General features: G+C 32.6%; 25 protein-coding genes and 1 tRNA gene. 12 read left to right on the forward strand and 14 right to left on the reverse strand.

The features are described from left to right. Positions 1-48: 48 nt before the first annotated feature. Positions 49-636, forward strand: a complete 588-nt coding sequence (locus tag LPC20_RS08160; RefSeq protein ID WP_272490533.1) for a MiaE family protein — start codon at positions 49-51, stop codon at positions 634-636. Positions 637-690: 54 nt separating this feature from the next. On the opposite strand, the gene LPC20_RS08165 is transcribed toward LPC20_RS08160, so the two are convergent. The 6 genes from LPC20_RS08165 to LPC20_RS08190 all read right to left on the reverse strand — a co-directional run bounded on the left by LPC20_RS08165 (position 691) and on the right by LPC20_RS08190 (position 5,146). Further along, the gene (locus tag LPC20_RS08165; protein WP_229324307.1) at positions 691-1,260 is read right to left on the reverse strand and encodes a pentapeptide repeat-containing protein; all 570 of its coding nucleotides are present in this window, start codon (positions 1,258-1,260) and stop codon (positions 691-693) included. A gap of 123 nt (positions 1,261-1,383) precedes the next feature. Further along, a tRNA-Arg gene (locus LPC20_RS08170) sits at positions 1,384-1,457 on the reverse strand. Between the two features lie 95 nt (positions 1,458-1,552). Next, positions 1,553-1,696: an SsrA-binding protein gene (locus LPC20_RS08175; protein WP_229324309.1), complete on the reverse strand. Its 144-nt coding sequence runs from the start codon at positions 1,694-1,696 to the stop codon at positions 1,553-1,555. A 54-nt stretch (positions 1,697-1,750) separates the two neighbouring features. Beyond that, a complete protein-coding gene (locus tag LPC20_RS08180; RefSeq protein WP_229324311.1) occupies positions 1,751-2,653 on the reverse strand; it encodes a hypothetical protein in 903 nt (300 codons plus the stop codon). Positions 2,654-2,862: 209 nt separating this feature from the next. Continuing rightward, positions 2,863-4,785, reverse strand: coding sequence for a M56 family metallopeptidase (locus tag LPC20_RS08185; protein WP_229324313.1), 1,923 nt, complete (start codon positions 4,783-4,785; stop codon positions 2,863-2,865). Position 4,786: 1 nt separating this feature from the next. Next, positions 4,787-5,146: a BlaI/MecI/CopY family transcriptional regulator gene (locus LPC20_RS08190; protein ID WP_229324064.1), complete on the reverse strand. Its 360-nt coding sequence runs from the start codon at positions 5,144-5,146 to the stop codon at positions 4,787-4,789. Between the two features lie 471 nt (positions 5,147-5,617). On the opposite strand from LPC20_RS08190, the gene LPC20_RS08195 reads away from it, so the two are divergent. Continuing rightward, positions 5,618-6,193 (forward strand): helix-turn-helix domain-containing protein, encoded by a 576-nt coding sequence (locus LPC20_RS08195; protein WP_229324315.1) that lies wholly within the window; start codon positions 5,618-5,620, stop codon positions 6,191-6,193. A gap of 130 nt (positions 6,194-6,323) precedes the next feature. Here the strand turns inward: LPC20_RS08195 and LPC20_RS08200 are convergent, their stop codons facing one another. Beyond that, positions 6,324-7,538, reverse strand: a complete 1,215-nt coding sequence (locus tag LPC20_RS08200; RefSeq protein ID WP_229324318.1) for an MDR family MFS transporter — start codon at positions 7,536-7,538, stop codon at positions 6,324-6,326. A 141-nt stretch (positions 7,539-7,679) separates the two neighbouring features. Here LPC20_RS08200 and LPC20_RS08205 point away from each other — a divergent pair, with 141 nt between their 5' ends. Genes LPC20_RS08205 through LPC20_RS08225 form a run of 5 tightly spaced genes read left to right on the forward strand, consistent with a single transcriptional unit; the run spans position 7,680 to position 11,278 of the window. Beyond that, the gene (locus LPC20_RS08205) at positions 7,680-8,282 is read left to right on the forward strand and encodes a DUF1684 domain-containing protein (RefSeq protein ID WP_229324320.1); all 603 of its coding nucleotides are present in this window, start codon (positions 7,680-7,682) and stop codon (positions 8,280-8,282) included. Beyond that, positions 8,282-8,956 (forward strand): TatD family hydrolase, encoded by a 675-nt coding sequence (locus tag LPC20_RS08210; protein ID WP_229324322.1) that lies wholly within the window; start codon positions 8,282-8,284, stop codon positions 8,954-8,956. The genes LPC20_RS08205 and LPC20_RS08210 overlap by 1 nt, the downstream gene beginning before the upstream one ends. 20 nt (positions 8,957-8,976) lie before the next feature. Then, entirely contained in the window at positions 8,977-9,696 is a 720-nt protein-coding gene (locus LPC20_RS08215; RefSeq protein WP_229324324.1) for a tRNA threonylcarbamoyladenosine dehydratase, read from the forward strand. A gap of 21 nt (positions 9,697-9,717) precedes the next feature. After that, positions 9,718-10,374 carry an HAD family hydrolase gene (locus LPC20_RS08220; RefSeq protein ID WP_229324325.1) on the forward strand — a complete coding sequence of 219 codons (657 nt, stop codon included), beginning with the start codon at positions 9,718-9,720 and terminating at the stop codon, positions 10,372-10,374. 58 nt (positions 10,375-10,432) lie between these two features. After that, positions 10,433-11,278, forward strand: a complete 846-nt coding sequence (locus LPC20_RS08225) for a DUF2911 domain-containing protein (protein WP_229324327.1) — start codon at positions 10,433-10,435, stop codon at positions 11,276-11,278. Between the two features lie 52 nt (positions 11,279-11,330). Here LPC20_RS08225 and LPC20_RS08230 read toward each other — a convergent pair whose 3' ends face one another. From LPC20_RS08230 to LPC20_RS08250, 5 genes are all read right to left on the reverse strand, one after another. Continuing rightward, complete coding sequence (locus LPC20_RS08230) at positions 11,331-13,055, reverse strand: sodium:solute symporter family protein (RefSeq protein ID WP_229324329.1); 1,725 nt, start codon at positions 13,053-13,055, stop codon at positions 11,331-11,333. A gap of 132 nt (positions 13,056-13,187) precedes the next feature. Then, entirely contained in the window at positions 13,188-13,727 is a 540-nt protein-coding gene (locus LPC20_RS08235) for a mechanosensitive ion channel domain-containing protein (protein WP_229324331.1), read from the reverse strand. Position 13,728: 1 nt separating this feature from the next. After that, positions 13,729-14,316 (reverse strand): Maf-like protein, encoded by a 588-nt coding sequence (locus LPC20_RS08240; RefSeq protein WP_229324333.1) that lies wholly within the window; start codon positions 14,314-14,316, stop codon positions 13,729-13,731. A gap of 9 nt (positions 14,317-14,325) precedes the next feature. Continuing rightward, entirely contained in the window at positions 14,326-14,853 is a 528-nt protein-coding gene (locus tag LPC20_RS08245) for a KdsC family phosphatase (protein WP_229324335.1), read from the reverse strand. Further along, positions 14,837-15,598 carry a Rossmann-like and DUF2520 domain-containing protein gene (locus tag LPC20_RS08250; protein ID WP_229324337.1) on the reverse strand — a complete coding sequence of 254 codons (762 nt, stop codon included), beginning with the start codon at positions 15,596-15,598 and terminating at the stop codon, positions 14,837-14,839. The genes LPC20_RS08245 and LPC20_RS08250 overlap by 17 nt, the downstream gene beginning before the upstream one ends. Before the next feature lie 156 nt (positions 15,599-15,754). On the opposite strand from LPC20_RS08250, the gene LPC20_RS08255 reads away from it, so the two are divergent. Further along, complete coding sequence (locus tag LPC20_RS08255; RefSeq protein WP_229324339.1) at positions 15,755-18,952, forward strand: cytochrome c biogenesis protein CcsA; 3,198 nt, start codon at positions 15,755-15,757, stop codon at positions 18,950-18,952. A 45-nt stretch (positions 18,953-18,997) separates the two neighbouring features. Here the strand turns inward: LPC20_RS08255 and LPC20_RS08260 are convergent, their stop codons facing one another. Continuing rightward, a complete protein-coding gene (locus LPC20_RS08260) occupies positions 18,998-20,173 on the reverse strand; it encodes a helix-turn-helix domain-containing protein (RefSeq protein WP_229324341.1) in 1,176 nt (391 codons plus the stop codon). Between the two features lie 299 nt (positions 20,174-20,472). Here LPC20_RS08260 and LPC20_RS08265 point away from each other — a divergent pair, with 299 nt between their 5' ends. From LPC20_RS08265 to LPC20_RS08280, 4 genes are all read left to right on the forward strand, one after another. Next, on the forward strand, positions 20,473-20,952 hold the full coding sequence (locus LPC20_RS08265) for a T9SS type A sorting domain-containing protein (protein WP_229324343.1): 480 nt from the start codon (positions 20,473-20,475) through the stop codon (positions 20,950-20,952). Beyond that, positions 20,949-21,566 carry an outer membrane beta-barrel protein gene (locus LPC20_RS08270; protein WP_229324345.1) on the forward strand — a complete coding sequence of 206 codons (618 nt, stop codon included), beginning with the start codon at positions 20,949-20,951 and terminating at the stop codon, positions 21,564-21,566. The genes LPC20_RS08265 and LPC20_RS08270 overlap by 4 nt, the downstream gene beginning before the upstream one ends. A 6-nt stretch (positions 21,567-21,572) precedes the next feature. Then, positions 21,573-24,767, forward strand: a complete 3,195-nt coding sequence (locus LPC20_RS08275) for a beta strand repeat-containing protein (RefSeq protein WP_229324347.1) — start codon at positions 21,573-21,575, stop codon at positions 24,765-24,767. Positions 24,768-24,845: 78 nt separating this feature from the next. Continuing rightward, positions 24,846-25,430 carry a glutathione peroxidase gene (locus LPC20_RS08280; RefSeq protein WP_420827824.1) on the forward strand — a complete coding sequence of 195 codons (585 nt, stop codon included), beginning with the start codon at positions 24,846-24,848 and terminating at the stop codon, positions 25,428-25,430. A 59-nt stretch (positions 25,431-25,489) separates the two neighbouring features. Here the strand turns inward: LPC20_RS08280 and LPC20_RS08285 are convergent, their stop codons facing one another. Continuing rightward, positions 25,490-26,434 carry a tRNA dihydrouridine synthase gene (locus LPC20_RS08285; RefSeq protein WP_229324349.1) on the reverse strand — a complete coding sequence of 315 codons (945 nt, stop codon included), beginning with the start codon at positions 26,432-26,434 and terminating at the stop codon, positions 25,490-25,492. Positions 26,435-26,440 lie beyond the last annotated feature (6 nt).

The raw sequence follows: 26,440 nt of genomic DNA on the forward strand, positions 1-26,440 counted from the left end.
TTTTATTTTTAGGCTTAACTTGAAACTTTAAATTACTATTTCATGTCCATACTGAGATTGAAATTGCCAACCGACCCAAGATGGGTAAATATTGTAGAAACAAATATTGAAGAAATTCTGACAGATCACGCTTGGTGCGAACAGAAAGCAGCTACCAATGCGATTACAATAATTACACACAATTCGGAGCATCAAGATTTAGTTCAGGATTTATTGGCTTTGGCCAAAGAAGAAATCGACCATTTTGAACAAGTACACAATATCATTATCAAACGCGGACTTAAATTAGGTCGCGAACGCAAAGACGATTATGTGAATGAGTTGTATTTGTACATGAAACGCAGCAATACTGGGAGTAGGGTTTCGGGATTGGTAGAACGTTTGTTGTTCTCTGCTATGATTGAGGCCAGAAGTTGTGAGCGTTTTAAAGTACTTTCTGAAAATATTGAAGACGAAGAATTAGCTACTTTTTATAGAAATTTGATGGAAAGTGAAGCGGGTCATTACACTACTTTTATTGGTTATGCTCGAAAATACGGAGAAGGTATCGATGTAGAAAAACGCTGGAGAGAATGGTTGGATTTTGAAGCTTCTATTATTTCCAACTATGGCAAAAACGAGACTATTCACGGTTAGCAATATCAAAAATCAAAAATCAATTTCAATTTCGATTTCAAATTTAAAACAGAATTACTCTACAATGATATTGTGTTTATACAGCAATCCTTTTAAACCTTCTAAAGCGAAAGTTGCTTTTTTAATTTTGGTCTTTTCAGGATCAATGGTGTAATTGTAGCTGGTTCTAAAATCGGCTTTTGTGGCGTTCGCTTTGTCAAACTCTGCGCGATACAAATCACAGTTATCAAATACTACTTCACATAAATCGGTTGCCATAAAATCGACGGCAATCAAACTACAGTTTTTAAATTGTGTTTCTTTTAATTTTAGCGTATAAAATTTAGAAAAATCCAGATTACAACGGTTAAATGCTATTTCAAAAATTAATTTATCGCACATGGAGAAATTAATGTCTTGCATTTTGCAGTTGTTGAACTGTACGGTTCGTAAAGCAGTATGATTGAGTTTAGTGTTATTAAAATTGCAATTGGTAAACGTGCAATCAATAAAAGTAACTCCAATGAAATTACAAGCGGTAAAATCACAATGGATAAACTGACAGGATTCAAATTCTTTGAGGTGCATGTCTTCCTCACCATAAGTGGTGTCTTGGTAAGTGCTATCAAAGAAATAGGTTGTCATAATATGAAGGGATTTATATTTTACTGGATTATATTTCCAGCAAAACTCCGCTTTGAAAAGACAATTAAAATAAAAAAACGCTCAAGCGAGCTTGGCGTTTTTTCTTTTCATTGTATTTATTCGTGACCTCGACTGGATTCAAACCAGTAACCTTCTGAGCCGTAATCAGATGCGCTATTCAGTTGCGCCACGAGGCCTTGTTGCGGGTGCAAATATAGCTAAAATTGATAGATATCCAAATCGAAAATTAAAAAATAACGGCTTTTTTTGGACTATTACTGCTTTTTGGTATTTATTTATCTAAGGCTCTACAAGTTACATAATAACGGTATCCTATCAATGCCATCTGCCACTTCTTTGCTTTGGTCACATCCAAGCGTTGTTTGGTTAAACTTGGTAACAGCACTTTATTAATTTTAGCTAAGACTTTGAACATTGCTTTTTTTTGGTAAAAATAAAAAAGACCATCAATATAATGGTCTTTTTTAATTTATTTCTTTTTAGATTTCGATTGGGTGGCTTTCTCTAAGGCGATACGGGCTTTTTCTAATTCTTCTTTTGCTTTGATCATTTCGTCTTTGGCTTTAGCCAATTCTGATTTTTCGTCAGCATCGGAATCTTCAGAATTAATCATTTTTTTGATTTTCTTTTTGAACTCTTTAACTCCATTTTCGTTTCGTAAATCAAATTCCCCTAATTCACTCAGGTCAGAATTGTCAAATATATTGGGATTTTTTGGAGCATCTTTCTTTAAATTTTTTATTTCTTCTTCAGAATAATCTTCTGCACCAGAGATAACAATACCATCTTCGATAATCAAATCTTTTTTATTCGGTTTTTTAACAATAATTCTGGATTTAGTGGTGTATTTTGGAGACTTGTTTTTGTCAGTAAAACTAAAACTAAAATTGTCAGTTGATGGATTTCCTTCTTCGTCGTGGAATCCAAATTGTTTTAGCATTTTTCTATTTGGAGTTCCGTTTAAGAACAAATTTTCCATTCCGTTGGAATTTTCAGGAGTGCCAAAACCAATTTCGTTTCCAGACTTGTAAAAGTGGATCGTTGAAATAGGAGATTGTTGGCTAAGTTTCAATTCGCCTTTATTTCCTTTTTTATCTTCATAACTCACTTTTAAACCCGTAATTTCGTTTTTATCATTGCGTTTCACATCGGAGTAGTTGATGGTAACGCCGTATTCTTTTAGCGCTTTTACATCGTCATTCATTTCTGATTCGGGCGTGGTTTTGTTCCAAGTCATTACCACATCGTTATTTTCATTGTTGATTTCGATGAGTTCTCTTTTCTTCTGATTTTGTGCCAAAATAGAAATAGAACCACCAATAATTAAGCTAAAAGCAAGGGCTAATGTGAAATAATGTTTTCTAGTATTCATAGTAAAAAAAATAAATTAAAAGTTGTGATTTATGATATTAAACAAGCAAACCTATTAATTGATTTCTACACTCAAAAACACCTTTACAAAAATTTAACGTAATTAACTTTTTGATAAGAAAACAAGCTTCTTTTAAACATCTAAAAACATTTTAAACAGTAGCGCTTTATTCAATTAAAAAAAATCCCGAGTGAATCGGGATTTTTAAGTTATTTCTTTTTGTTTTTTGATCTTGATTTAGCTATTTCGAGTTTGGCTTTTTCCAATTCTAATTTTGCTTTTTCAATTTCGGCTTTTGCCTTTTCTAATTCGACTTTTGCTTTGGATAATTCTTCTTTTGCTTCTTTCATCGAGTTATCACGAATAGTTTTAGCATTTTTCCTCTGTATTTCAATGATTTTTTTTCTGTTATCTATTTTAACGGAATCGATTTCATTTTTATTTAATTTATCAAATTTGTTTAAATCTTCATATGAAATTTCTATTAAGGAATTTTCACGAATAGCTTTAGCATTTTTCCTCTGTATTTCAATGATTTTTTTTCTATTATAATTATTTATATTAATAGATTCGATTTCATTTTTATCTAATTTGTTTAAATCATCTTTAGAAATCACTTTGTTATCGAGAAGAATTTCAGGGTCATCATTTACAAAATTAGAACTAGCTACAATTCTAATTTCACCATTTGATTTTCCTTTTTTTACATCAACTGATTTAATTGTACTAGCAACAATTTTTTCCATTTCGTCTTTAGAAATCTTCTTGTCATTAAGGTAAATTATAGTTTCATTATCAATTGAAGCCGGTGAATTACTTTTAACAGCGGTAATTTTTAATTGATTGTTTGAATCGGAGCGATTTACAATTAAAGCCCTATCTTGTTTTAAGTTTGGAGTATCAGTACTATCTGTTTCACTCGCTATTAATGAAGCAGTGGCTATATTAGATACCTCTTTAAAACCTATACTGTTTTTATTATATTCATCTTTTTCATTATAAATTTCTATAGTTTTTATAGGCTCGTTTCCTCTAACTTCTTTTACAGTTTTTGTTTTAGGATTCTTTTTTGAAGTTAACTCTAAACGTATTGCAATGATTTCTCCGTCTTTATTACGTTTAACATTATTTATTTTTAGAGTAGTATCATCTGTAGTAAAACTTTTCTCAATTGCTTTAATTTCATCATTTGTTGTTTTTGAAGTGATTAAATTATCGGTTTCAACTTCGGTATAATAGCCAACAACTTTTGAATTTACTACAATTTTGGTTTGTGCAATAGTTTCAATTTGAAATAACAACATAAAGCCAACTAATACTGGAAGAATGGTGGCATACTTCCAAGCATTTCTTTTGTGAGATTGATTTGTTTGTAACATAATAATTCGTTTTTTAATTAAAGATTGATAAAAGGGATTGGTAATACTTAATGATTGTTGATTAGCGACTACCTTTAAAAGTGTTTTTTGATATTCGTATTTATTTTCAATTTGTTCCAAAGAGTGATTGTCTGCTATGAATTCTAAATTTTGTAACATCGCTTTTCGGTACAACCAAATGATTGGATTAATCCAAAATAACGCGCAGTAAACTTTTGAGATTAATACATCAATGGAATGGAATTGTTTGACGTGAATACGTTCGTGCGTTATAATGTGTTCGTATTCCTCTTTAGAAAAAAGAGTAGGATTAATTACTATGTACTTAAAGAAAGAAAATGGATTTTCTGTCGAGTTAGAATAAATCAAAGTGAAATTGGTGTCTTTCTGTTTGTTCAATTTGATAATCTTATTAAAAAAAGAAGCAATTTCGATTCCTACTTTTAGTATAATTATTAGGGAAACCAACACATAAGCTGAACTCAAAATTAGCGACCAATCAACGGGTTCTTTTATAACTTTACTCTCAGTTATTGGAACTACTTCTATGAATTGAGAGATCGGTTCAGGGTCAACCCAAACGGTTTTAGTAAAAGTGATTAAGGGTAAAACAATTGACGTTACCAATCCTATTAATAAATACCATCGATTGCCAACGTAAAAAGTTTCTTTACGAAGGAATGCTAAATACAATAAATAGAACGCTATGATGAGTCCATTTACTTTAGCAAAATAGAGTAGGAAGTTTTCCATACTAGTCCTTTTTTTCGATTAAAGCTAAAATTTCACGGAGCTCCTCAGCCGATATTTTCTCTTCTTCAGCAAAATAGGAAACTAGATTTTTGTATGAACTATTAAAGTAATTTGTAATAGCGGTATTCATAAATGCTTTTCGATACTCCTCAATTGGAACAATAGGGAAGTACTGGTGGGTTTTTCCGTAGGCATTATACCCTACATACCCTTTCTCTTCTAAATTTCGAACAATTGTTGAGAGTGTATTGTAGTGTGGTTTATCCTCTACAATTTCTTCCATAATGTCTTTTACAAAAGCTCTTTTTAGCTTCCATAAAATGTGCATTATTTCTTCTTCTTTGTTGGTAAGTTTTTGCATGGCTATAAATTTTATAGACCAAACGTAAAACTATTATTTTAGTTAAACAACTATTTTTATAGTTATTTAACTAAATTTTTAGTTTTTAAGCTAATTTATTGGAGTTATAGAATTAATCGTCAAGACTGTAATGCTTATAAGAAAACATAATTTCATAATGGTTTTGAATGTTTCATCAATGAAGCAACCATTATAAATGAATAAATCTTAAATCACATAAAAAAGTAATAACTACGCCAAACAGTAGAAAAACAAGTACGGGTTTTATGAAAGTAAAGTCAAAATCAATTCTTTTTAGTTGATTTAATTTGAATTGTGCTTTTATGATAAAGGGAATATCAATAACATTTTATAATAGACTATGAAAGACATTAAAACCGACAATTAAAATGCCGCATAAATGTCAGATATAACCGTTACAATGAAAATAATTATTGAATAACTTTGGAATAAAATTAATTTAATATGATTATGAATTCAATTGGTAATAAAATTTCTGAATTAAGAAAAGTAAAAGGTTACACTCAAGAGGAATTAGCAGAATTATCTAAAATCAATCTTAGAACTATCCAAAGAATTGAAAATGATAAAAACGAACCTCGGGGTAAAACTTTAAAATTAATTTGTGATATATTAGAAATTGACCCCTCCGAATTTAAATCTAACACAATGAATAATCATAAAAAAAGTGTTTTATATATTTTATTGAATATATGTTTCTACTTATTATTAAATATAATTTTAATGTTTGTAATAGGTTTTCTAACTCTAGATTCTGAAGCAAATTTAAACAGTAGAATTGGAGCTTTTCTTTTAAGCATTTTTATTCCTTTTTACATTGTATACATCACTAAAAGTATGAATCCAATAGAAAGAGTTTTAAAATTTGGTTCTGGATATATTTTATATATAATTATGTTATTATTTGCTCGAGGTCTAATATTGGGATTCCAAATTGGGTTTATTAGGACAGGATTATTTCAATGTTTGATAATATCTATTGGGGTTTTATTTTATGGAAACTATTTACTAAAGGAAGAGAAATAAAAATGTTTTACAACAGCAGTTTCAAGCAATTTCAAATTTTGAAGTAAGTTCACTTTTAGTTTCGCAATAATTTTTTCCTAAACAGAAAATATAAAGTTCCGAATTTCGCTACTCGTGAAGCATCGGGATGTTACTGGGCTTGTTTAAGTAAACGTTGCAACCAAATGCAACACAATACAGCAATAACTCCCAATGTTCCCATTACAAACCAATTGGCTTGGTAGTTGAAGTGGCTAATAATTTCTAACCCCATTTTGGAACTTGCAATATGCGCCAAACTGAAACTCATGGTGAACAAAGCCATATAACGTCCTTCGTGGCCTTTGGTTGCACGACTCAATGCAAAAGAATTGGAGAAGGGGAAAATAAACATTTCACCAAAAGTAATAAAGAGTAAACTCACAATTAAGAAGACTGCCCAGGCATTCAATAGCAATACATAAAAACTAATTGCCATTAGTATGCTTCCCCACAAAATAATCTTGAGTTTACTGATGTTTTTACGTTGGCAATAACTTACAATTGGCATTTCTAGAAAGAAAATAAGGATTCCGTTAAAGGACAAAATCAATCCGCTTTGAAATTCGGTTAAACCAAAATGTTCGCTGTGATAGAGCGGTAGCGTAGTAAATAATTGAAAAAATAAAACCGCTGTTATGAAACAAACGAATAAGAAAATCCAAAATATTTTGTCTTTAAAAACTGATTCTCTTTTGGCTTCAGCTTCTTTTTTGGCAATTAAATCTTCAGGGACTTTCTTTTCTTTTACCAATACTGCAAATAGAACAATGGCTATAATACAAGAACTTCCATCTACCCAAAATAAGGCTTGGTAGCCTTGGCTTAAAATAATCAAACCACCTAAGGCGGGTCCAGCTGCAAAACCTAGATTGACAGCTAATCTAACTAAGGTCAAAGCGCGCGTACGATTTTCGGGTTTGGCATAGGTGCCTAATGACACAAACATGGCGGGACGAAACATATCGGCAATCACCATAATGGTAAACATACTTACACACAAGGCCCAAAAAGAAGTGACGTATTGCAAGAAAAAGAACATCACACCACTAGTAAATAAACTGAAAATCATGATTTTGTAAAATCCAATTTTGTCAGATAATTTTCCACCTAACCAGGAGCCAAGCATCGAGCCAAAACCAAAACACACCATAATCCATCCTACTTGAGAATAGGAAAGATGCAAGTCTTCTTTGAGGTATTTGGATAGAAATGGCAAGACCATTGTTCCGGCGCGATTGATAAAAGTAATCAACGCCAAAATCCAAACCTCTCTTCGAAAGCCTCTAAAATTATTGATGTATCGTTGCAGTCCTGACTGAATCATAGTAAAAATTGTGTGGCAAAGGTACCAACTTTTAGCTAAGGATTTATTCTTGAAATCAGGATGTTTTAAATTAATTTCATTTGCTTTTAAAATACTTTGTTTTCTATTGGATTGTAGTATTTTTGCTGAAATAATTTTCAGATGAAGAAGGTAGTTGCTTTATTAATGATGATGCAATTTGGTTTTGGCTTTGCCCAAGCCCAATTTGATTTGGCTAGTATAGAGAAATTCCAAAAGGAATTGAATGCCGAATATGCCGATGCTAAAACGAGTCCGCTTTTACCAGAAGATTTAATATCATTTCAAACCTTGGATTTTTATCCTGCCAATGCCCAATTTTTTGTAGTAGCAAAATTTATTCGTACCGAGAACGAGCAACCTTTCGAAATGAAAACGACTACTACTAGAAAACCCGTTTATGTGAAGTATGGTGAAGCGCATTTTAGCATTGATGGCCAGGATTTTAAATTGAACATATATAGCAATATTGAATTGTCCAAAAAGAAAGAATACAAAGATTATTTGTTCTTGCCTTTTTCGGATTTGACTTGTGGGAACGAAAGTTATATTGGGGGAAGATATCTTGATTTGGAAATCCCTCAAGGTAATACTATTGTGATTGATTTCAATACTTCTTATAATCCGTATTGTGCCTATAATCCGAAATATTCATGTCCGAAAGTGCCTTTGGAAAACGATTTAAAAATTGAAATTCGCGCGGGTGTTCAAAAGTTTCATGATTAATGCAGTACTTTAATTTACATACGCATTCGTATAGCAATCAATCAGATGTGGTTGAATTAGTGAATCAATATCCTCAAGAATTTAATGATGTAATTCCTAATTATTCTATTGGAATTCACCCTTGGTTTATTGTGGAAGATCGTATCGAAAGTGATTTCGCTAGTATTGAAAGTAAATTAAAAGAGAAAAATTGTTTGGCTATAGGCGAGTGCGGATTGGACAAGCGAATTGTAATTCCGTTTGAATTACAGCAAGCCGTTTTTGAACGACAATTGCTTTTGGCAGAAAAATACCAAAAACCAGTTGTGATTCATTGTGTAGCGGCTTTTCAGGAGTTGATTGCGATTAAAAAGCGATTGAAAATTTCGGTTCCTTTTCTCATACATGGATTTTCTAAAAATGAATCCGTAGCCAATGAATTACTAGCAAATGGTTGTTATATTTCATTTGGAAAATATTTATTGCGAATGCACCAATTAGAATCCGTTTTTTGTGCCATGCCCAACGACCGATTTTTTTTGGAAACCGATACAGACGAACAAACGATTCAAGAAGTGTATGAGCTAGCGGCACAATATAAAGGGCTTTCAGTTGCTCAAATACAAGAAATAGTGAATACTAATTTTAATACCATTTTTGCTACCCATTTAACAAATAACCAAATAAACTTATAAACTAATAAACAATCAATAGTATGGCAGAGTGGACAGAAAGAGCCGAATTATTATTTAAAAAAGAAGGATTAGATAAATTACAAAATGCTAAAGTATTAGTCGTTGGTTTAGGAGGTGTGGGTTCTTTTGCGGCTGAATTTTTAGCAAGAGCAGGAGTTGGCACTATGACTATCGTTGATGGAGATGTAGTGGATATTACCAATATTAACAGACAATTACCTGCTTTACATTCTACCGTTGGTCAATCTAAAATTTCCATTGTGGGTGATCGTTTAATGGACATTAATCCCGAATTACAATTGACTCGAATCCAAGAATTTTTATCGCCAGAGCGTGCGTTTGAATTGGTTTCAACAGAGTTTGATTATGTTTTGGATTGTATCGATAGCGTTACACCCAAATTGAATTTAATTATCGCTGCCAAAAGAAAAGGGGTAAAAGTAATCAGCAGTATGGGCGCTGGAGGTAAAATGGAAGCGGCTAAAGTAAAAGTTTCTGATATTAGTAAAACAGAAAATTGCTTTTTAGCGCGAACCATCAAACGCCGTTTGAAAGAAGTAAAAATTGACAAAGGAGTGAAAGTAGTTTTCTCTTCAGAAATTCAGGACGAAACAAGTTTAAAAACAACTGACGGAAAGAATTTCAAGAAATCATTTTACGGCACTAACAGTTATATGCCTGGATTGTTTGGCTTGTATGCAGCAGAAACCGTGATTCGCTATTTATTAAACAGAGACTAATTAGTTTTAGATAAATCAACTATGATACAGACGGTGATTTTTGACATGGATGGAGTAATTGTGGATACCGAACCGGTTCATCGCTATGCCTATTTCAAACAATTTGAGGAACTGAATATTGAAGTAACCGAGGCAATGTATACTTCGTTTACTGGATTTTCGACTCGAAATACGTTTCAAACTTTAAAAGAACAATTTCAATTAGAGCAGGAGGTAGAAGACTTGATTCAGCGAAAGAGAAGTATCTTTAATGATGCTTTTGATACCAAAGAAGATTTGGAATTGCTTGAAGGTGTTAGAACTTTAATAGAAGATTTGCACCAAAACGGAATTCAATTGATTTTAGCTTCTTCAGCTTCGAAAGTGACGATTGATCGCGTTTTTACTCGTTTTGGCTTGCATGACTTTTTTACTCATATTGTCAGTGGAGAAGATTTTCCAAAATCCAAACCACATCCAGCAATTTTTGAACATGCGGCTTCTTTATCAATTGCGTCAAAAGAAAATTGTATTGTTATTGAAGATAGTACTAATGGTGTAAAAGCAGCCAAAGCTGCAGGAATTTTTTGTGTGGGATATGTAAGTGCACATTCAAAAGATCAAAATCTTGATGAGGCAGATTGTATCATTAATCATTTTAATGAGCTAAATGCTCAAGCTGTCAAGATATTAAATTAAAATTAACACTTCGCATTCATTTGAATTTGTAAATTTGGAATCAATTAAAAATAAAACTATGAAAAAAATAATTTTTGCATTAGCCGTATTAATTTCTCAATTTGTTGCACAAGCACAAATCAAAACACCACAGTCAAGTCCAAGAGCTATAGTTAGTCAAATGGTTGGATTAACAGAAGTTGATTTAAATTATTCGCGTCCAGGAGCAAAAGGAAGACCTGTTTTTGGAAATTTGGTTCCTTTTGGTAAACTTTGGAGAACGGGTGCCAATGAAAATACAACAATCTCATTTAGTGATGATGTAGTTATTGATGGCAAAACCTTAAAGAAAGGAAAATATGCCTTGTATACAGTGCCAAGAATTGAAAGTTGGGATGTTATTTTTTATACCACAACTGATAACTGGGGTTTACCAGAGCAATTCAATGAAGCCAATGTTGCCTTGAAAACTACTGTTAAGGAAGAAGCTTTATCAAAACCAGTTGAGAATTTAACTATTGCCATTTCTAATTTGGACAATAATTCGGCAACATTAGAAATCTCTTGGGAGAACTCTTTTGTAAGTTTGAAATTTGAGGTTCCGACTCAAAAAACGGCTATGGCTAGTATAGATAAAGTTTTAGCTGGACCAACCGCTAATGATTATTATTCGGCTGCCAATTATTTGTTCCAGTCTAATTCTGATATGGGTAAATCCTTAGATTACGTTAATAAATCGTTGGAGATGAGTAAAGTTAAACCATTTTGGTATTTACGCCTTAAATCTGTAATTCAAGCTAAAATAGGAGATAAATCAGGAGCAATTGAAACTGCTAAACTATCGCTTGAAGCTGCTGAAGAAGCTAAGAATCAAGATTACGTTAAAATGAATAAAGATAGTATTGCTGAATGGAGCAAAAAATAATTAGAAATTCATTTCAATAAAAAATCCCGTTTCAATTGAAACGGGATTTTTTTTAGTCTATAAATGCTTTCTGATTTTTGAATACCAATCGTTCTAATAGCCAAGACAAGATCATTGTTAATAACGCACCTATGAAATTAAGCCATAAATAGCCTAGTTTTTCTTCGCCACTTGGATAAATATAAATAGCAAAGTAATAGATGATGAAAATGGCAATTTGGCTAAAAACAGCACTGTAAAAAATGGCATCCGATTGAATCCTTTTGGAGTAAATCCCAACTAAAAATATTCCTAATACAGTTCCGTAAAAAATGGAGCCAATAATGTTTACCAATTGGATTAAGTTTTCGAATAAAGTGCCAATACAAGCAAATAGAATGGCTACAATTCCCCAAAACAACGTAAAAAGTTTACTAGCATTCAGATAATGTTTATCTGATTTTTCTTCTTTTAAATTGCGTTTGTAAATATCAATGGTTGTGGTCGAAGCCAATGCATTCAAACCGGAAGCTGTGGATGACATGGCTGCTGAAATGATTACAGCTAATAACAATCCGATGAGTCCTTTGGGTAGGTAATTTAAGATAAAATGAAAAAAGACATAATCTTTATCATTGGTTTCATTGTTTTTATTGGCTTTAGAGATCAATTCTTTAGCACGATCGCGTAAATTTTTTTCTTTATCTGATAAAGCAATCATTTCTTTACGCAGAATAGGATTGTCATAATCCTGATTCAACTGTTCCATGTACAAGAGGTTGATTACTTTCTTGTCTTCCGATATTAGCTCTAATTTTTTTTCAAGCAGATTGTATTCGCTTTTATAGGGTGAATTTTCAACACTAATTTTGTTATTAGGATTAAAATTTAGAGGTACTGGGTTAAATTGGAAAAAGACAAAAACAAGTACACCTGTTAACAAAATAAAGAATTGCATAGGAACTTTGAGTATGCCGTTCATTATTAAACCCATCTGACTTTCTTTTACCGTTTTTCCAGATAAATAACGTCCTACTTGAGATTGATCTGTGCCAAAATAAGCCAAAGCCAAGAAAAAACCTCCTGTAATTCCACTCCAAAAAGTATATTTTTCTTCTGGATCAAAAGAAAAATTGACAATATTCATTTTATCATTGGCGCCAGCAATATGCATAGCATTACTAAAACTCATATCATTTGGCAAGTAATACAGTATCCAAAAAAAGGTGATAAGCATTCCTAACAAGATGATAAACATTTGTTGTTTTTGGGTTACGTTCACCGCTTTAGTTCCGCCAGTTACAGTATATACTATTACCAATAGGCCGATAATGATATTGAGGTAGTTAATATTCCAACCTAATAAACCAGATAAAATAATTGCTGGAGCGTAAATAGTTAACCCAGTACCTAATCCTCTTTGGAACAAAAATAGAAAGGCCGCTAATGAACGTGTTCGAGTATCGAAACGTTTTCCTAAATATTCGTAAGCGGTATAGACTTTGTATTTATGATAAATTGGAATAAATGTTAAGGAAACAATCACCATGGCTATGGGTAAACCAAAATAAAACTGTACAAAACCCATACCGTCATGATAGGCTTGACCTGGAGTTGATAAAAATGTGATAGCACTTGCTTGAGTGGCCATAACGGATAGACCTATGATATGCCAAGGTGTTTCATTACTACCTAAAATATAATCTTGGACATTTTTACTTCCATTGGTTTTCCAAACGCCATATATTACTATAAATAGTAAGGTAGCAATTAATATGATCCAGTCAAATAATTGCATAGCTTAAGCGTATAATTGCATTATGAAATAAAAAAATAGAATATACACCGTATTAATTAGGAGTACCCAAGTATATCTTTTTTTCCAAACGGTATTTTTTAAATTCATACTCTATGCGTTTGAGTGTTCTCTTTAGTCTGTGAATTCAGAGGATGGAAATTCGGTTTTAACAATAGAAATTCCTTTTTGTAATACCAAAGAGTTGGGGTATATAACTAACTCACCTTCCTTTGTAATCATACTTATATAAAAAGCACCTATATCATCAATTTCAGCTATAATTGGAAAATCCTTATCGTGAATGTGTATTGTGTCGCCTATTTTAAACGGATATGAAAAAAACAATATTATTCCTGAGGTAATGTTACTCAAGATAGACCATTGGGCAACCATAGCGACACCCACAACTGTTGCCAATGATGAAACCGCAATAATAATATCTTTTGCATCAACTCCCCAAATTATGGTAAGAGCAATAATTAGAAATATATTAATTAGCAAATGGAGGTATTTGATAACTAAATTAGTTCTACGTTCGACAGTTTGGCTTAAACGAGCGTATCGGCGAACTAATTTTGTTGTAATGACACGTAAAACGACCAATAAAATCAACACAATTCCAGTAGCTATGGCTTCTCGGGCATAATCATCAAATAATGTAGTAGTCATCATATTATTTATCTAAATTGTTTAAATACTCAAAAACTTTATCCGTAGGCATTCCCATTACATTGGTATAGGAACCTTCTACTTTAGCAACGCCAATAAATCCAATCCATTCTTGAATGCCGTAAGCACCCGCTTTATCAAAAGGTTTATAATGCTCCAAATAGTAGTCAATCACCGCATCGGTTAGTGGGTTAAATGTCACTTTTGTAATTTCAGAAATCAGTTCTGTTTTGTTTTTTGTTTTAAAACAAACCGAAGTAATCACTTCGTGCGTTGCATTTGAAAGTGATTTTAATATTGCAAAAGCATCCTCTTTATCTTTGGGTTTTCCCAAAGCTTTATCGTTGTGCCAAACAATAGTATCACTTGTGATTAGGATTTCGTTATCGTTTAATTCCCCTTCAAAAGCATTGGCTTTTAGCTCGGCTAAATAATTTGTAATTTGACCTGCCTTCAATTCCGACGGATAGATTTCTTCAATTTCTTTAAGACGAATTTCAAAATCCAAATCTAAATCTTTGAAAAACTGTTGGCGTCTCGGTGAACCCGAAGCTAAAATGATGGAGTAGTTGGCTAATTTGTTTTTAAGCATTTGTTGGTTTTAATCGTGTTTTCCGTCAAAATTTCCCATCCATTTTCCTTGCACCTTCATCACTTGTTCAATTACATCTCGAACAGCTCCTTTTCCGCCATTTTTATGCGAAATGTATTTTGAAATGGATTTTATTTCTGGACAAGCATCCTGAGGGCAAGTTGGTAAACCTACTAATTTCATTACGTGATAATCAGGGATGTCATCGCCCATATAGAGCACTTGTTCCGGTTTAATGTTATAAATATCCATGTATTCATCAAAAGTTGCCACTTTATCAGGAGTTCCTAAATGAATATCGGTAATTCCTAAATTGCGTAAACGAACACGAACTCCCTCGTTGCTTCCGCCCGAAATGATACATACATTATATCCGCAATCTATGGCTGATTTTAAAGCATAACCATCTCGAATGTTCATAGTTCGTAACATTTCTCCTTCGTTTGAAACAAAAACGGAACCGTCAGTAAGTACACCGTCCACATCAAAAACAAAAGTCTTGATGTCGTTCATTATTTCTTTATAGCTTTTTGCCATTATTTAGTATGGATTGAGTTAATATTCTATACACATTAGCTTGATTTTCGTCAGTTAAAAATTGTTGATGTGCTTCAATTGTTTTTAAGTCGTTTCGCTTTGCTGGACCAGTTTGTGCATCTTTTGGCGAAAGCGTTATAATTTTATGTGCTGTTTCTTGAATTAATGGTTTCAAAATTTCAAAAGGGACTTGGTTGTTTTCACAAATTTCGTTGCCCATTTGGTACAAATGATTCACAAAATTGTTTACAAATACGGCTGCTATATGCAAGGCTTTTCGCTGTTCAGAATTGATTTTGTATACAGCATCTGAAATAGTAGAGGCAATTGAACTTAGAGTTTTGAAATCCTTTTCATTCTCGGCTTCCAAGCAAATAGGAATTGTTTTAAAATTCACTGCTTTGTCTTTAGAAAATGTTTGTAAAGGATAAAAAACACCACGGCGATTTGTAATTGCAATGGATGTTAAAGCAACAGTTCCTGAAGTATGAACTACCAATTGGTTATTAAAAGGTAACGCAGCCGACACATCAGCAATAGCATCATCTGAAACGGCTATGATGTAAACATCCGCAGCTTGTAATTGCGAATAGTCGGAAATAATACGATCTGAATGGAGTAGGTGTGCCAAATTCTTTTTAGTTCGCGCAAATACCTGAACTATTTCAATTGAATTATCCAATTGAAAAGCCTGAATTAAATGTTGTGCTACATTTCCAGAACCGATTATACTTACTTTAGTCATAGCCACAAATTTAACAAAAAAAAGGAGAGTGCAACTGCTATATCGGGAATTCGTAAATGGATTTAATTTTGGATTTAATTAACAACTGTAGGATTATGGAAGTCAACATTTTTAAGTACTTTTGTGCCACTTATACTAAAATACAACTCCTTAGAAATGGATAAAAAAGTAAGCTCAATTTTGTTTTCTACCCGCTTAATGGCGGTTTTATTTATTGTTTTTGCTGTAGCAATGGGTGCAGGAACATTTATAGAAAGTAAATACAATACCGATACCGCTCGTATATGGATTTATAATGCTTGGTGGTTTGAAGTAATTATGGTCTTTTTTATGATTAATTTCTTTGGCAACATCAAACGATACCAATTGTTAAAGAAAGAAAAATGGGCTACTTTATTAGTGCATTTATCATTTATCTTGATTCTTTTGGGTGCTTTTATTACACGATACATTAGTTATGAAGGAGTAATGCCTATTCGTGAAGGAGCTACTGAGAATAAAATATACTCAGATAAAACCTTTTTGACTGTATTTGTGGATGGAGAATACAAAGGAGAACCAAGACGTAGAGTTTTTGAAAAACCATTACTGCTTTCACCGGTTACTGATAATGATTTTACACTTTCGGGTGAATTTGCCGACAGTCCTTTTAAAGTGAGTTATGTCAATTATATTATGGGTGCCAAACAAAAAATCAATCCAGATAATAAGGGTGAATTGTACCTAAAATTAGTAGAAGCTGGCGAGGGTGGAAGAGAGGAACATTTCTTAAAAGAAGGAGAAGTACAAAACATTCATAATGTATTATTCGCATTAAATAAACCTACGGAAGGTGCAATTAATATTAATACTACGGGAGCAACGCCAACCATTCAAACTCCTTTTGAAGGAAATTTTATGCGAATGGCAGATAAATTACAAGGTGAAGTTAAAAAAGACATTGTACAGCCTTTGATGATGCGATCGTTATATTCTATTGGCGAAAAGCGCTTTGTTTTTCCTGACATGCCTGTTAAAGGTGTAATTGCTTACGAATCCAATAATGATTTTAAAGCAAAAAATCATGACGATGCATTAGTATTGAAGATTCAAGCAGCAGGTCAAGAAAAAGAAGTAACGCTTTTGGGTTCAAAAGGAAAAACAGGCGAACCGCAAACGGTTAAAATCGGAGATAAAGACTACTCGTTCTTTTTTGGAAGTAAAACCTACGAACTTCCCTTTACAATTAAGTTGAATGATTTTATTGCTACCAAATATCCCGGAACTGAAAAGAGTTATTCTGCTTTTGAAAGCCAAGTAACAGTTAAAGATTCGGTTGAAACCTTTGATGCCCAAATTTATATGAATCATGTTTTAGATTATGATGGGTATCGCTTTTTTCAATCTGGATTTGATCCGGATGAGAAAGGAACAATATTGTCTGTGAACCATGATTTTTGGGGAACCAATATTACTTACTTGGGCTATTTCCTTTTATACATAGCTATGATGGCGATTTTATTTACCAAACATTCTCGATTTGCTGATATCAAACGAAAGTTAGAAGTTGTAAAGTTGAAGAAAGCTAAATTACTAACAATTATCATTTTCCTTTTATCCGGGACAGTATTTGCACAAGATCATGATCACGACCATGACCACGAAGGGCATCAACATGCTTCCAAAGAGGAAAAAGCACCGGCTCATTCTAACAAAATGATGTCATTACAAGAAACAGAAAAATTAATATCAAAATTTACTGTTGACAAAGAACATGCTGCAAAATTTGGACGTTTGATTATTCAGGATGCAGGAGGTCGAATGAAACCTATCAATACGTTTTCATCTGAATTGTTACGAAAAGTTAGTCATTCTGAGACTTTTAAAGGAATGAATTCGGATCAAGCCTTTTTATCAATGACGCAATATGCTAGTGCTTGGATTCAAATTCCAATAATCTATATAAAAGCTAGCAATGATAGTATTCGTAAAATAATTGGTATCGATTCTAAAGCAGAGTTTGCTCCTTTTGTTTCCTTTTTTGATGCCAAAGGCAATTACAAATTAACTCCTTATTTAGAAGAAGCATTTAAAACTGCTAATCCGAACCAATTTGAGAAAGATTTTATTGAGACGGATAAGAAAGTAAACCTTTTGGAATCTGCCTTGAGTGGACGAATCTTAAAAATATTTCCTATTCCAAATGATCCAAATAATAAATGGATTTCCTATTTAGAATTGAATGAATCGGGAATGAAAGGGATGGACGCTACCTATACTAAAAGTATTTTACCACTTTATTTTGGCACACTGAGTAATGCAGTTACTACAAATGACTATAAATCAGCTAATGAGTTATTGGCTAGCTTGAATGGTTTTCAAAAGAAATTTGGAAGTAGTGTCATGCCAACTGATGATAAAATTGATTTAGAGATTGCTTATAATAAATATGATGTTTTCAAGAAACTTCCGTATTGGTATATCACAGCATCAATACTAATGTTGTTGTTGTGTATAGTTGACATTTTTAAATCTAGAAAATCACTACGTATTGCAATTAATGCAATGCACATTAGTATTGGGCTATTATTTTTGCTACATACTTTAGGATTAGTTGCACGTTGGTTAATATCAGGTCATGCGCCATGGAGTAATGCCTACGAATCTATCATTTATGTAGCTTGGGCAACCATGTTCTTTGGATTAGCCTTTGACAGAAAATCAAAGTTAACAGTAGCTTCTTCGGCTTTTGTTACAGCGATGATTTTGATGGCAGCTTATATGAATTGGATTGATCCTGAAATTGCGAATTTACAGCCCGTTTTGAATTCGTATTGGTTGATGATTCACGTGGCAGTAATTGTGGCGAGTTATGGACCATTTGCTTTAGGAATGATATTAGGATTAGTTTCATTGGTGTTGATTTTCTTTACTAATGAGAAGAATAAAGCAAGAATGGAATTGAATGTTCAGGAGTTGACATATATCAATGAACTAGCATTGACAGTAGGTTTGATTATGTTAACTATTGGAAACTTCTTAGGAGGTCAATGGGCTAACGAAAGTTGGGGACGTTACTGGGGTTGGGATCCAAAAGAGACTTGGGCTTTAATTAGTATTTTTGTCTATGCTTTTGTGATTCATGCGCGATTTGTTCCTGCTTTAAGAGGTAAATGGGTATTTAATGTATTGAGTATGCTCGCTTTTATATCTATTTTGTTTACTTATTATGGAGTGAATTTCCATTTGGTTGGATTGCATTCCTATGCTAGTGGTGAGGCTAAATCGTTAAGTTGGATTTGGCAATCCATTGGAGCAATTGTATTGCTAGCTGCAATTACTTATCCGAAGTATCGTAAATACTACAAGAAATAATATTGCATAAAAAAAGGTTCCTAGTGGAACCTTTTTTTATGCTGATTAGTTTGCCCCTTTATTTTTTAATAATTTAATTAAATATTCATGAGGGGTGACGCCAGTAAAATCCTTGAAGCTGACAAAAAAAGTATTATAGGATTTAAAACCCACTTCTTTGGCTAAGGAATCAAAGGTATTTGTTGCTAAGTAACCTTCACTAATTAGCGCTAAACTATCATGAATACGAACGATTTTCTTGTATTCTGAAAAAGAAATTTTAGAATGGTATTTAAATATATAATGGAGATGACTTTTGGGAATATTAAGTTTATTGGATAAATCGGTTTTGGAGAATCCCATACTTCTGTAATAATTGTTGTGAAACGAAAATTGATCAACTAGCTCCATATAATTAGAAATACTGTCTTTAATTTTTGCTTTTAATTGTTTGTCTTGAATGTTAGCAATAACAATGTTCGAATTAGTATTCCAAAAGGATATTGTTGTCTTGTCTCCTTTTTTCTTTTCATTTATTGCAGTATTCAAATAAGTAAATCCATAGAGTATTTCAGGAGAAATAATAATTTTAAAGTACAATACCAACCAGAATACTCCAGATATCCACAAGAAACTAGCTCCAAAAGAATAGTTGTCATTATTAATTTCCCAATATAAAACAATGATAATTCGAATTGCATTGATTACAAACATTGAAAACAAGAAAACACTCCATTTTTTTATGAGTTGATTTTGCTTCACAACTATACCAATATCTCCTTTTCTATTCCAAATATTTTTATTCAATAAATTAAAATTAAGTGCCAGATAGGTTATGGTATACAGCGTAAAAAATGTATAATAGTAAAAATCAGATCGCATAATATCAATATACTTTTTATCTAAAACGAAATCAATTCCATTAAAAAGTAAAGGAATAATAAAATGCTTCACATTATCTATATCCATCATTTTACGATCCTTAACTAAATTTAGAAAATACAAATAACTACAAGGAATTACTACAATTAAAAGATTGTTGTATTTGTCTAATAATGAAGTGATAAAGTCATTGTTTTCTAAATTAAAAGCACCAATCAATAACATTCTAGTGGAAACAATACTAAAGATAATCACCAAGTAAATGTTGGTAATTCGATTGGTTTGATAGCGAACAAGAATGATTAATATGGTTAAAATACCCATTAATCCAGAAAAAGCAACAATTAAATTTTCAATCATTAAGTGCTATTTGTTGTGAGGTAATGTGGGGGGAGGAAACTTTTGAGATACATACAAATATACGATTAAATCATTTCGAGTTCAGGTATTGGTGATACTTATAAACTATTAAATGTTCACGTTTAATTTGTAAAGCTAAATTAAAAGAATTTGTTCAAATTGTCCTTTCTTATTAAAAATAGGAGTTACTAAAAACCGAAAAGCTTTTACTTATTTGTTGAAATTAATCAGACTACTACTGACATCTATTGTATACCACCAACTCGAGTTGTACTCTTGTTTCAATTAAACTCAAATGAATGAAATATTTTTATCTTTTGCTACTATCTTTTTGCGGATATGGACAGCAACTTCATCACCAAATGATAGCTGCACAAGGAGGCTCCAGTTTATTCCATAAAGGTATAACTATACATCAATCAATTGGACAACAGTCGGTTTCTGGAAATTATTCCACTCCTAAAGCTTTTCTTGGTCAGGGGTTCATACAAAGTTTGGTTATGAATTCAAAAAAGAGTTTTGAAACTAACAATGTACTAACTAAAGTGTATCCCAATCCATTTGTAGATCAAATTCAATTTGAATTTTCTCAACCTGTTTCTGGTTTCATCTCAGTTTCCATTTTTGATATGTTAGGACGGTTAGTCTACTCTGTTAAAAAAGAAACTAGTAATAATCAGTTACTACTTGAAAACCTTGGCTTTGCTCAAAACCAATACATCATAACATTAGTTTCTCAAAATTATAAATACAGTACACAAATAATCAAAACCAAATGAAATTAAAATTACTATTAATTATCAGTTTGTTTGTAGCAAACACAATTAGTTCACAAGAATTATCATTTAATATTGGGACTAACTTTTCTCAGTTTAATTTAAAAAATCCTGAAAGTTTTACCAATACACCTATCCAAACAGGAACTGGTTCCTTTACCGAAATTGGATACTTGCTACCTTCCAAAAAAGAAAAATTGAATTATATTTTCGGTTTAGGAATAAATGAGTTCAATGCATTAGCGGGGACTTCTGCTAATTCGTACCGTTGGAACACCAAGTATTTAGGGCTCCGAACAGGATTTGAATATAATTTTTTAGACATAAACAAACTGAAAATTGTACCCTTGTTTGGGATTAATTTCTCTACAATTATATATGGTAAACAAGAAACCAATGGTGTTGTATATGACATTAAGTCCAATAAAGAGTTTACAGGAATCAAATTGATTCCCTACTTAGGATTGAAAGTTAAATATAAAATTAATGAATTGGGGTTTGCTTCATTAAGCTACAATCATTCGACCACTTTTAAGCCCAGTTTATCTCATAAAGAACATTTGACTATCGTAACCAACCAAATCGTTTTTGGTTTACAATTTAACTTAACAAAATAATCTGCTATGAAAAAAACACTACTCTTTTTAGCTTTTATACTTTCGACTTTTAGCTTTGCTCAAACTAATGGAATTACCTATCAAGCTGTTATCTATAGCGCTAATGGAGAATCAGTTCCAGGGATTAATAATGCGAATGCTCCTCTTGCCAACAGAAAAATTTGTTTACAATTTAGTATTGTTGATGATTTTTTACAAACTGAATACCAAGAGAAAGTCATAGTAACCACTGACGATTATGGTATGGTGAATTTAATTATAGGCACCGGAAATCAAACTGGTGGTTATGCTAATTCTTTTGAATCCATCGTTTGGAATTCAGCAAAGAAATATCTAAAAGTAAGTTTAGATCAATCAGGATACTGTAATTCATTTGATGAAATTAGTAATCAGGTATTAAGTTATGTTCCTTTTGCTTTGGCTGCCAATAGCGCATCTTCTGTTTCCGGAATTGTAGGGATCGCCAATGGTGGTACTAATTCTTCAACAGTTTTGGGTGCAAAAACCAACTTGCAATTGCAAAATGTAGATAATACTACAGACTTAAATAAACCCATTTCTACATTGACTCAATTGGCTTTAGATTCAAAAGTAGATAAAGTCGTAGGTAAAAATTTATCAACAGAAGATTTTACTACAGCTGAGAAAACTAAGTTGGCTTCTCTTGGAGGAACACTAGATTTGAGTTCCTATGCTACTATAACAGATTTGACCACTAAAGTAGATAAAGTGGCAGGAAAAGAATTATCTTCAAATGATTATACTACTTTAGAAAAAAATAAATTAGCGGCAATTTCTGGAGTGAATACAGGCGATCAGGATTTAAGTGCATTAGCAACAGCTGCTTCAGTGGCTTTGAAAGCTGATATTTTTTCACCCTCTCTATTAGGGGTTCCAACCGCACCAACAGCATCTTCAAATACAAATACAACGCAAATTGCTACCACAGCATTTGTAAATACTACTGTTGCAAATAAGTTTGTTGATTTAACTACGAATCAGACTATTGCTGGAACAAAAACGTTTAATTCTGATATAATTGCAAACGGCTTAATTATTGGTAAAGGAAAAGGTCAAAATAATTACAATACTGTCTTTGGTGCAGGTGCTTTAAATTCGAGTAATGCCAACGGAACAAGAAATACTGCTATTGGGTATCTAGCACTAACTCAATATGCAGGAACTACATTCGATAATAATACTGGTGTGGGTTATTTCAATATGATAGGTTTAACAACGGGTTATGGAAATACCTCTATTGGTGCAGAAACCATGTTTAATGTAGGTACCGCCTCAAATAATACAGGTATAGGAAATCAATCTTTGATTAATGCAGCTGGAGATAATAACGTTGGGGTTGGTGCTCGATCTGGAGATGGACTGACTACTGGAACTAATAACACTTTTATTGGAACACAAGCCAGAACTACTAGTGCAGGTGCAACTATTTCTAATGCAACTGCTTTGGGATATGGCGCAGTTGTTACCGAAAACAATACAATTCAATTAGGTAATCTAGGTGTTACTAATGTTAAAACAAGTGGAAAATTAACGACAGGTGCAATTACTTTACCAAATACAGATGGAACTACAGGTCAGATTTTAACCACAAACGGTGCAGGTGTGGTAGCTTGGAGTTCGCCCACGAATATTTCAATTTCAACAATTAATGAAACTCCAAATTCAAACGGGGCAACTATTGCAAATGGAGTTATTAAATTATCACCTGCTGATGCAACTAATGGTGGTATTGTAACAACAGGTAATCAAACTTATTCAGGTAATAAAATTGTAATAGGAAATTTTGAAACTCAAACTTCAATGGATACTCCGGTTAAAGATATCAATGCTAACAATCCTACTTCACCAGTTGGAGCACCTGATCAAGAAGCTAGACAATCATTTACAGCTGGAATTTCTGGATATCTATCAAATATCAAAGTTAAATTATTTTCAAGTGGGACATACACAGTATCTATTTATAAAGGAGGCAATGTTATGTCTGAAAATAATCCAGGAGGGATACAATTATTTCAATCAACATTTACATCAATCAATAATGTAATGTCTAGTATTCCAATTACAAATACTCCTATAACAGCTGGTGATATTTATTGGATTAAAATTTCTGGAACATCCCTTAATGTTGGTCTAAATTGGGGTCAGAATAATGTTGGAACGACAGTTTCTTTTCCAAATTATCGTGGTGGTATATCTCAATCTTGGATATTTGAAACGTATGTTTCTCAATTAATTGGCGGTAATATTACAGTAGCTGGTTCAATTACTTCTTCAGGATTCAAAACTCCTACCGGCACTTCTTCTCAATATTTAATGGCTGATGGATCTGTATCAAGTTCAACTTTATCAAATTACTTACCTTTAAGTGGTGGAAATATGACAGGCCAATTATCAATTGGAACTAATTCTCCAGAGTCTTCTGCGGTATTAAATGTAGTTTCTACAACGCAAGGTTTTTTGCCTCCTAGAATGAATAAAGATCAAAGGAATGGAATAAATAATCCATTAGCTGGCCTCATTGTTTGGTGTAAAAACTGTGGAGAAAATGGAGAATTGCAAGTATATAACGGTACTAATTGGACTAATTTTATTGGAGGTGCAACATCAGAACCTTTGGTTGTTGGATCTAGTTACAAAGGGGGTAAAATCGCATATATCTTTCAATCAGGAGACCCTGGATATGTAGCAGGTGAATTTCATGGAATTATAGCTTCAAATTCAGATTTAAGTAATGGAATAAGATGGGGCCAAGGTAATGATGGTTTGTCAACAACATATGATTGTGTAAATAGACATAGTGCTTCTGGATTTGCATTGCCATGTGCAATAGGTGCAGGAAGATCAAATACTAGTCTAATTATTGCTTCGAATACTGAAAGTTCACCGACTGATTACGCAGCATTAATATGCTCTAACTATAGTGTAGTGTCAAATGGAGTAACTTATAATGATTGGTTTTTACCAAGTAAAGATGAAATGTTAAAGTTGTATCAAAATAAAAATTTGATCGGCGGACTTTTTTATGATTCAACTAACGCTTCTAGTAAAAGTAATTGGTATTGGACATCATCAGGCGATGTCTTTCAAGATAGAGCTACAGATGTAAATTCTAGCAATGCAAATAATTCTAGAAGTTTTAGAGGGAGTTTACTAAGCGTAAGAGCAGTTATGTATTTTTAATACTACTATTTATCAATTGTTTAACGCATTGTTTCATATTTTAAACATACATTTACAATCATTTAAAAATTATATTTTATGAAACTAGCTGCATTAACCTGTTGTATTGCATTGTTGTTTAGTTGCCAAAACAAGGCACAAACTGCTATGTCAACCACTACTAATTCCTCTGTACCAATGACTAAACAATCTATTCACCAATTTAAAGTGACTGATTTATCAGGAAACACTTTTGATTTTGCAACCCTTAAAGGTAAAAAAATACTAGTGGTAAACACCGCTTCTAAATGTGGTTTGACGCCTCAGTATAAAGATTTAGAGACTTTGTATACTACTTACAAAGACAAAGGTTTGGTTATCGTAGGTTTTCCTGCCAATAACTTTTTTTCTCAAGAACCGGGAACCAATGAAGAAATAGCACAGTTTTGCCAATTGAATTATGGCGTTACTTTTCCGATGATGGCTAAAGTATCTGTAAAGGGGAAAGACATGTGTGAGGTGTATCAGTTTTTAACGCAACAAGCTAAAAATGGAGTAGAAGATTCTGATGTAGAATGGAATTTCCAAAAATATTTATTGAATGAAAACGGGGAGTTAGAAAAAGTGATTTCGCCAAGAACTAAACCGCTAGACGAAGAAATTGTCAATTGGGTAAAAGGATAAGTTATTCAATTGTAACATTGTAAAAAAAGAGATTTTCATTAACTGAAAATCTCTTTTTTTTATTCGGCAGCTATAATTTCTTTCACAGCCAATTCGTAATTTCGAATGTTTTTAGTCTTGTTGATTTTCTTCAACACCTTATGTGGATTGGAGAAGATTACCGAAAAGTAGTCCCATAAATGGTGCATCTTCAATAAAATATGCGATGGTCCCGAAAGCGATTCGCTATACCCTTGGTATAAAGTTTCATGGAAGTCACTGAATAAAGCCATTTTATTTGTTGGATAATCAGTAGTATTTTGCTTAATCATGCTCGGTAAAAAAGGATCACCTATCAAACCTCTACCAATCATCCAATGATCTATACTTGGAAAACGCTCTTGCATTTCTTTAAACTTAGTTACAGAAGTAATATCTCCGTTATAATACAACTTGTGCTTGGTAGAATTAATGCATTCCTGAAATGCATCCAAATGCACTCCTCCTTTGTACAATTGCTTACCAAGACGAGCATGGATAGCGATATTTTTTAAGGGATATTTATCCAAAATGGGGAATACATCTAAAATTTCTTGAGCAGTTTCGTAACCCAAACGCATTTTCATAGAAATCAGAATATCCGATTCAGCGTGAGCTCTTTCTAAAATCGTATTAATTTTTTCGGTGTTGCTAATTAAACCGGATCCCATTCCTGATTTGGTTACCATTGGATAAGGACAACCCAAATTCCAATTTAGTTCTTTATACCCTAATTTCCTTACGTATTTAGCGACAAATAAAAATTCATCGGCATCATTGGTGATTACTTGTGGAATCACTTCTAAGCCTAAATTATTTTCGGGTAATAAATCCCGTTCATAAGACGATTTGATTACCATCTTACCATTCAATCGAATATAGGGAGAGTAATAGGTGTCAATGCCTCCAAAATAGGTGTTAATAGCATTTCTAAAGCGAAAATCAGTAAATCCTTGTAGCGGAGAAGAGAGTAGGGTAAAATCCATAATTGT

The organism is Flavobacterium ammonificans (genome assembly GCF_020886115.1).
In the GTDB taxonomy this organism is placed as follows: domain Bacteria; phylum Bacteroidota; class Bacteroidia; order Flavobacteriales; family Flavobacteriaceae; genus Flavobacterium; species Flavobacterium ammonificans.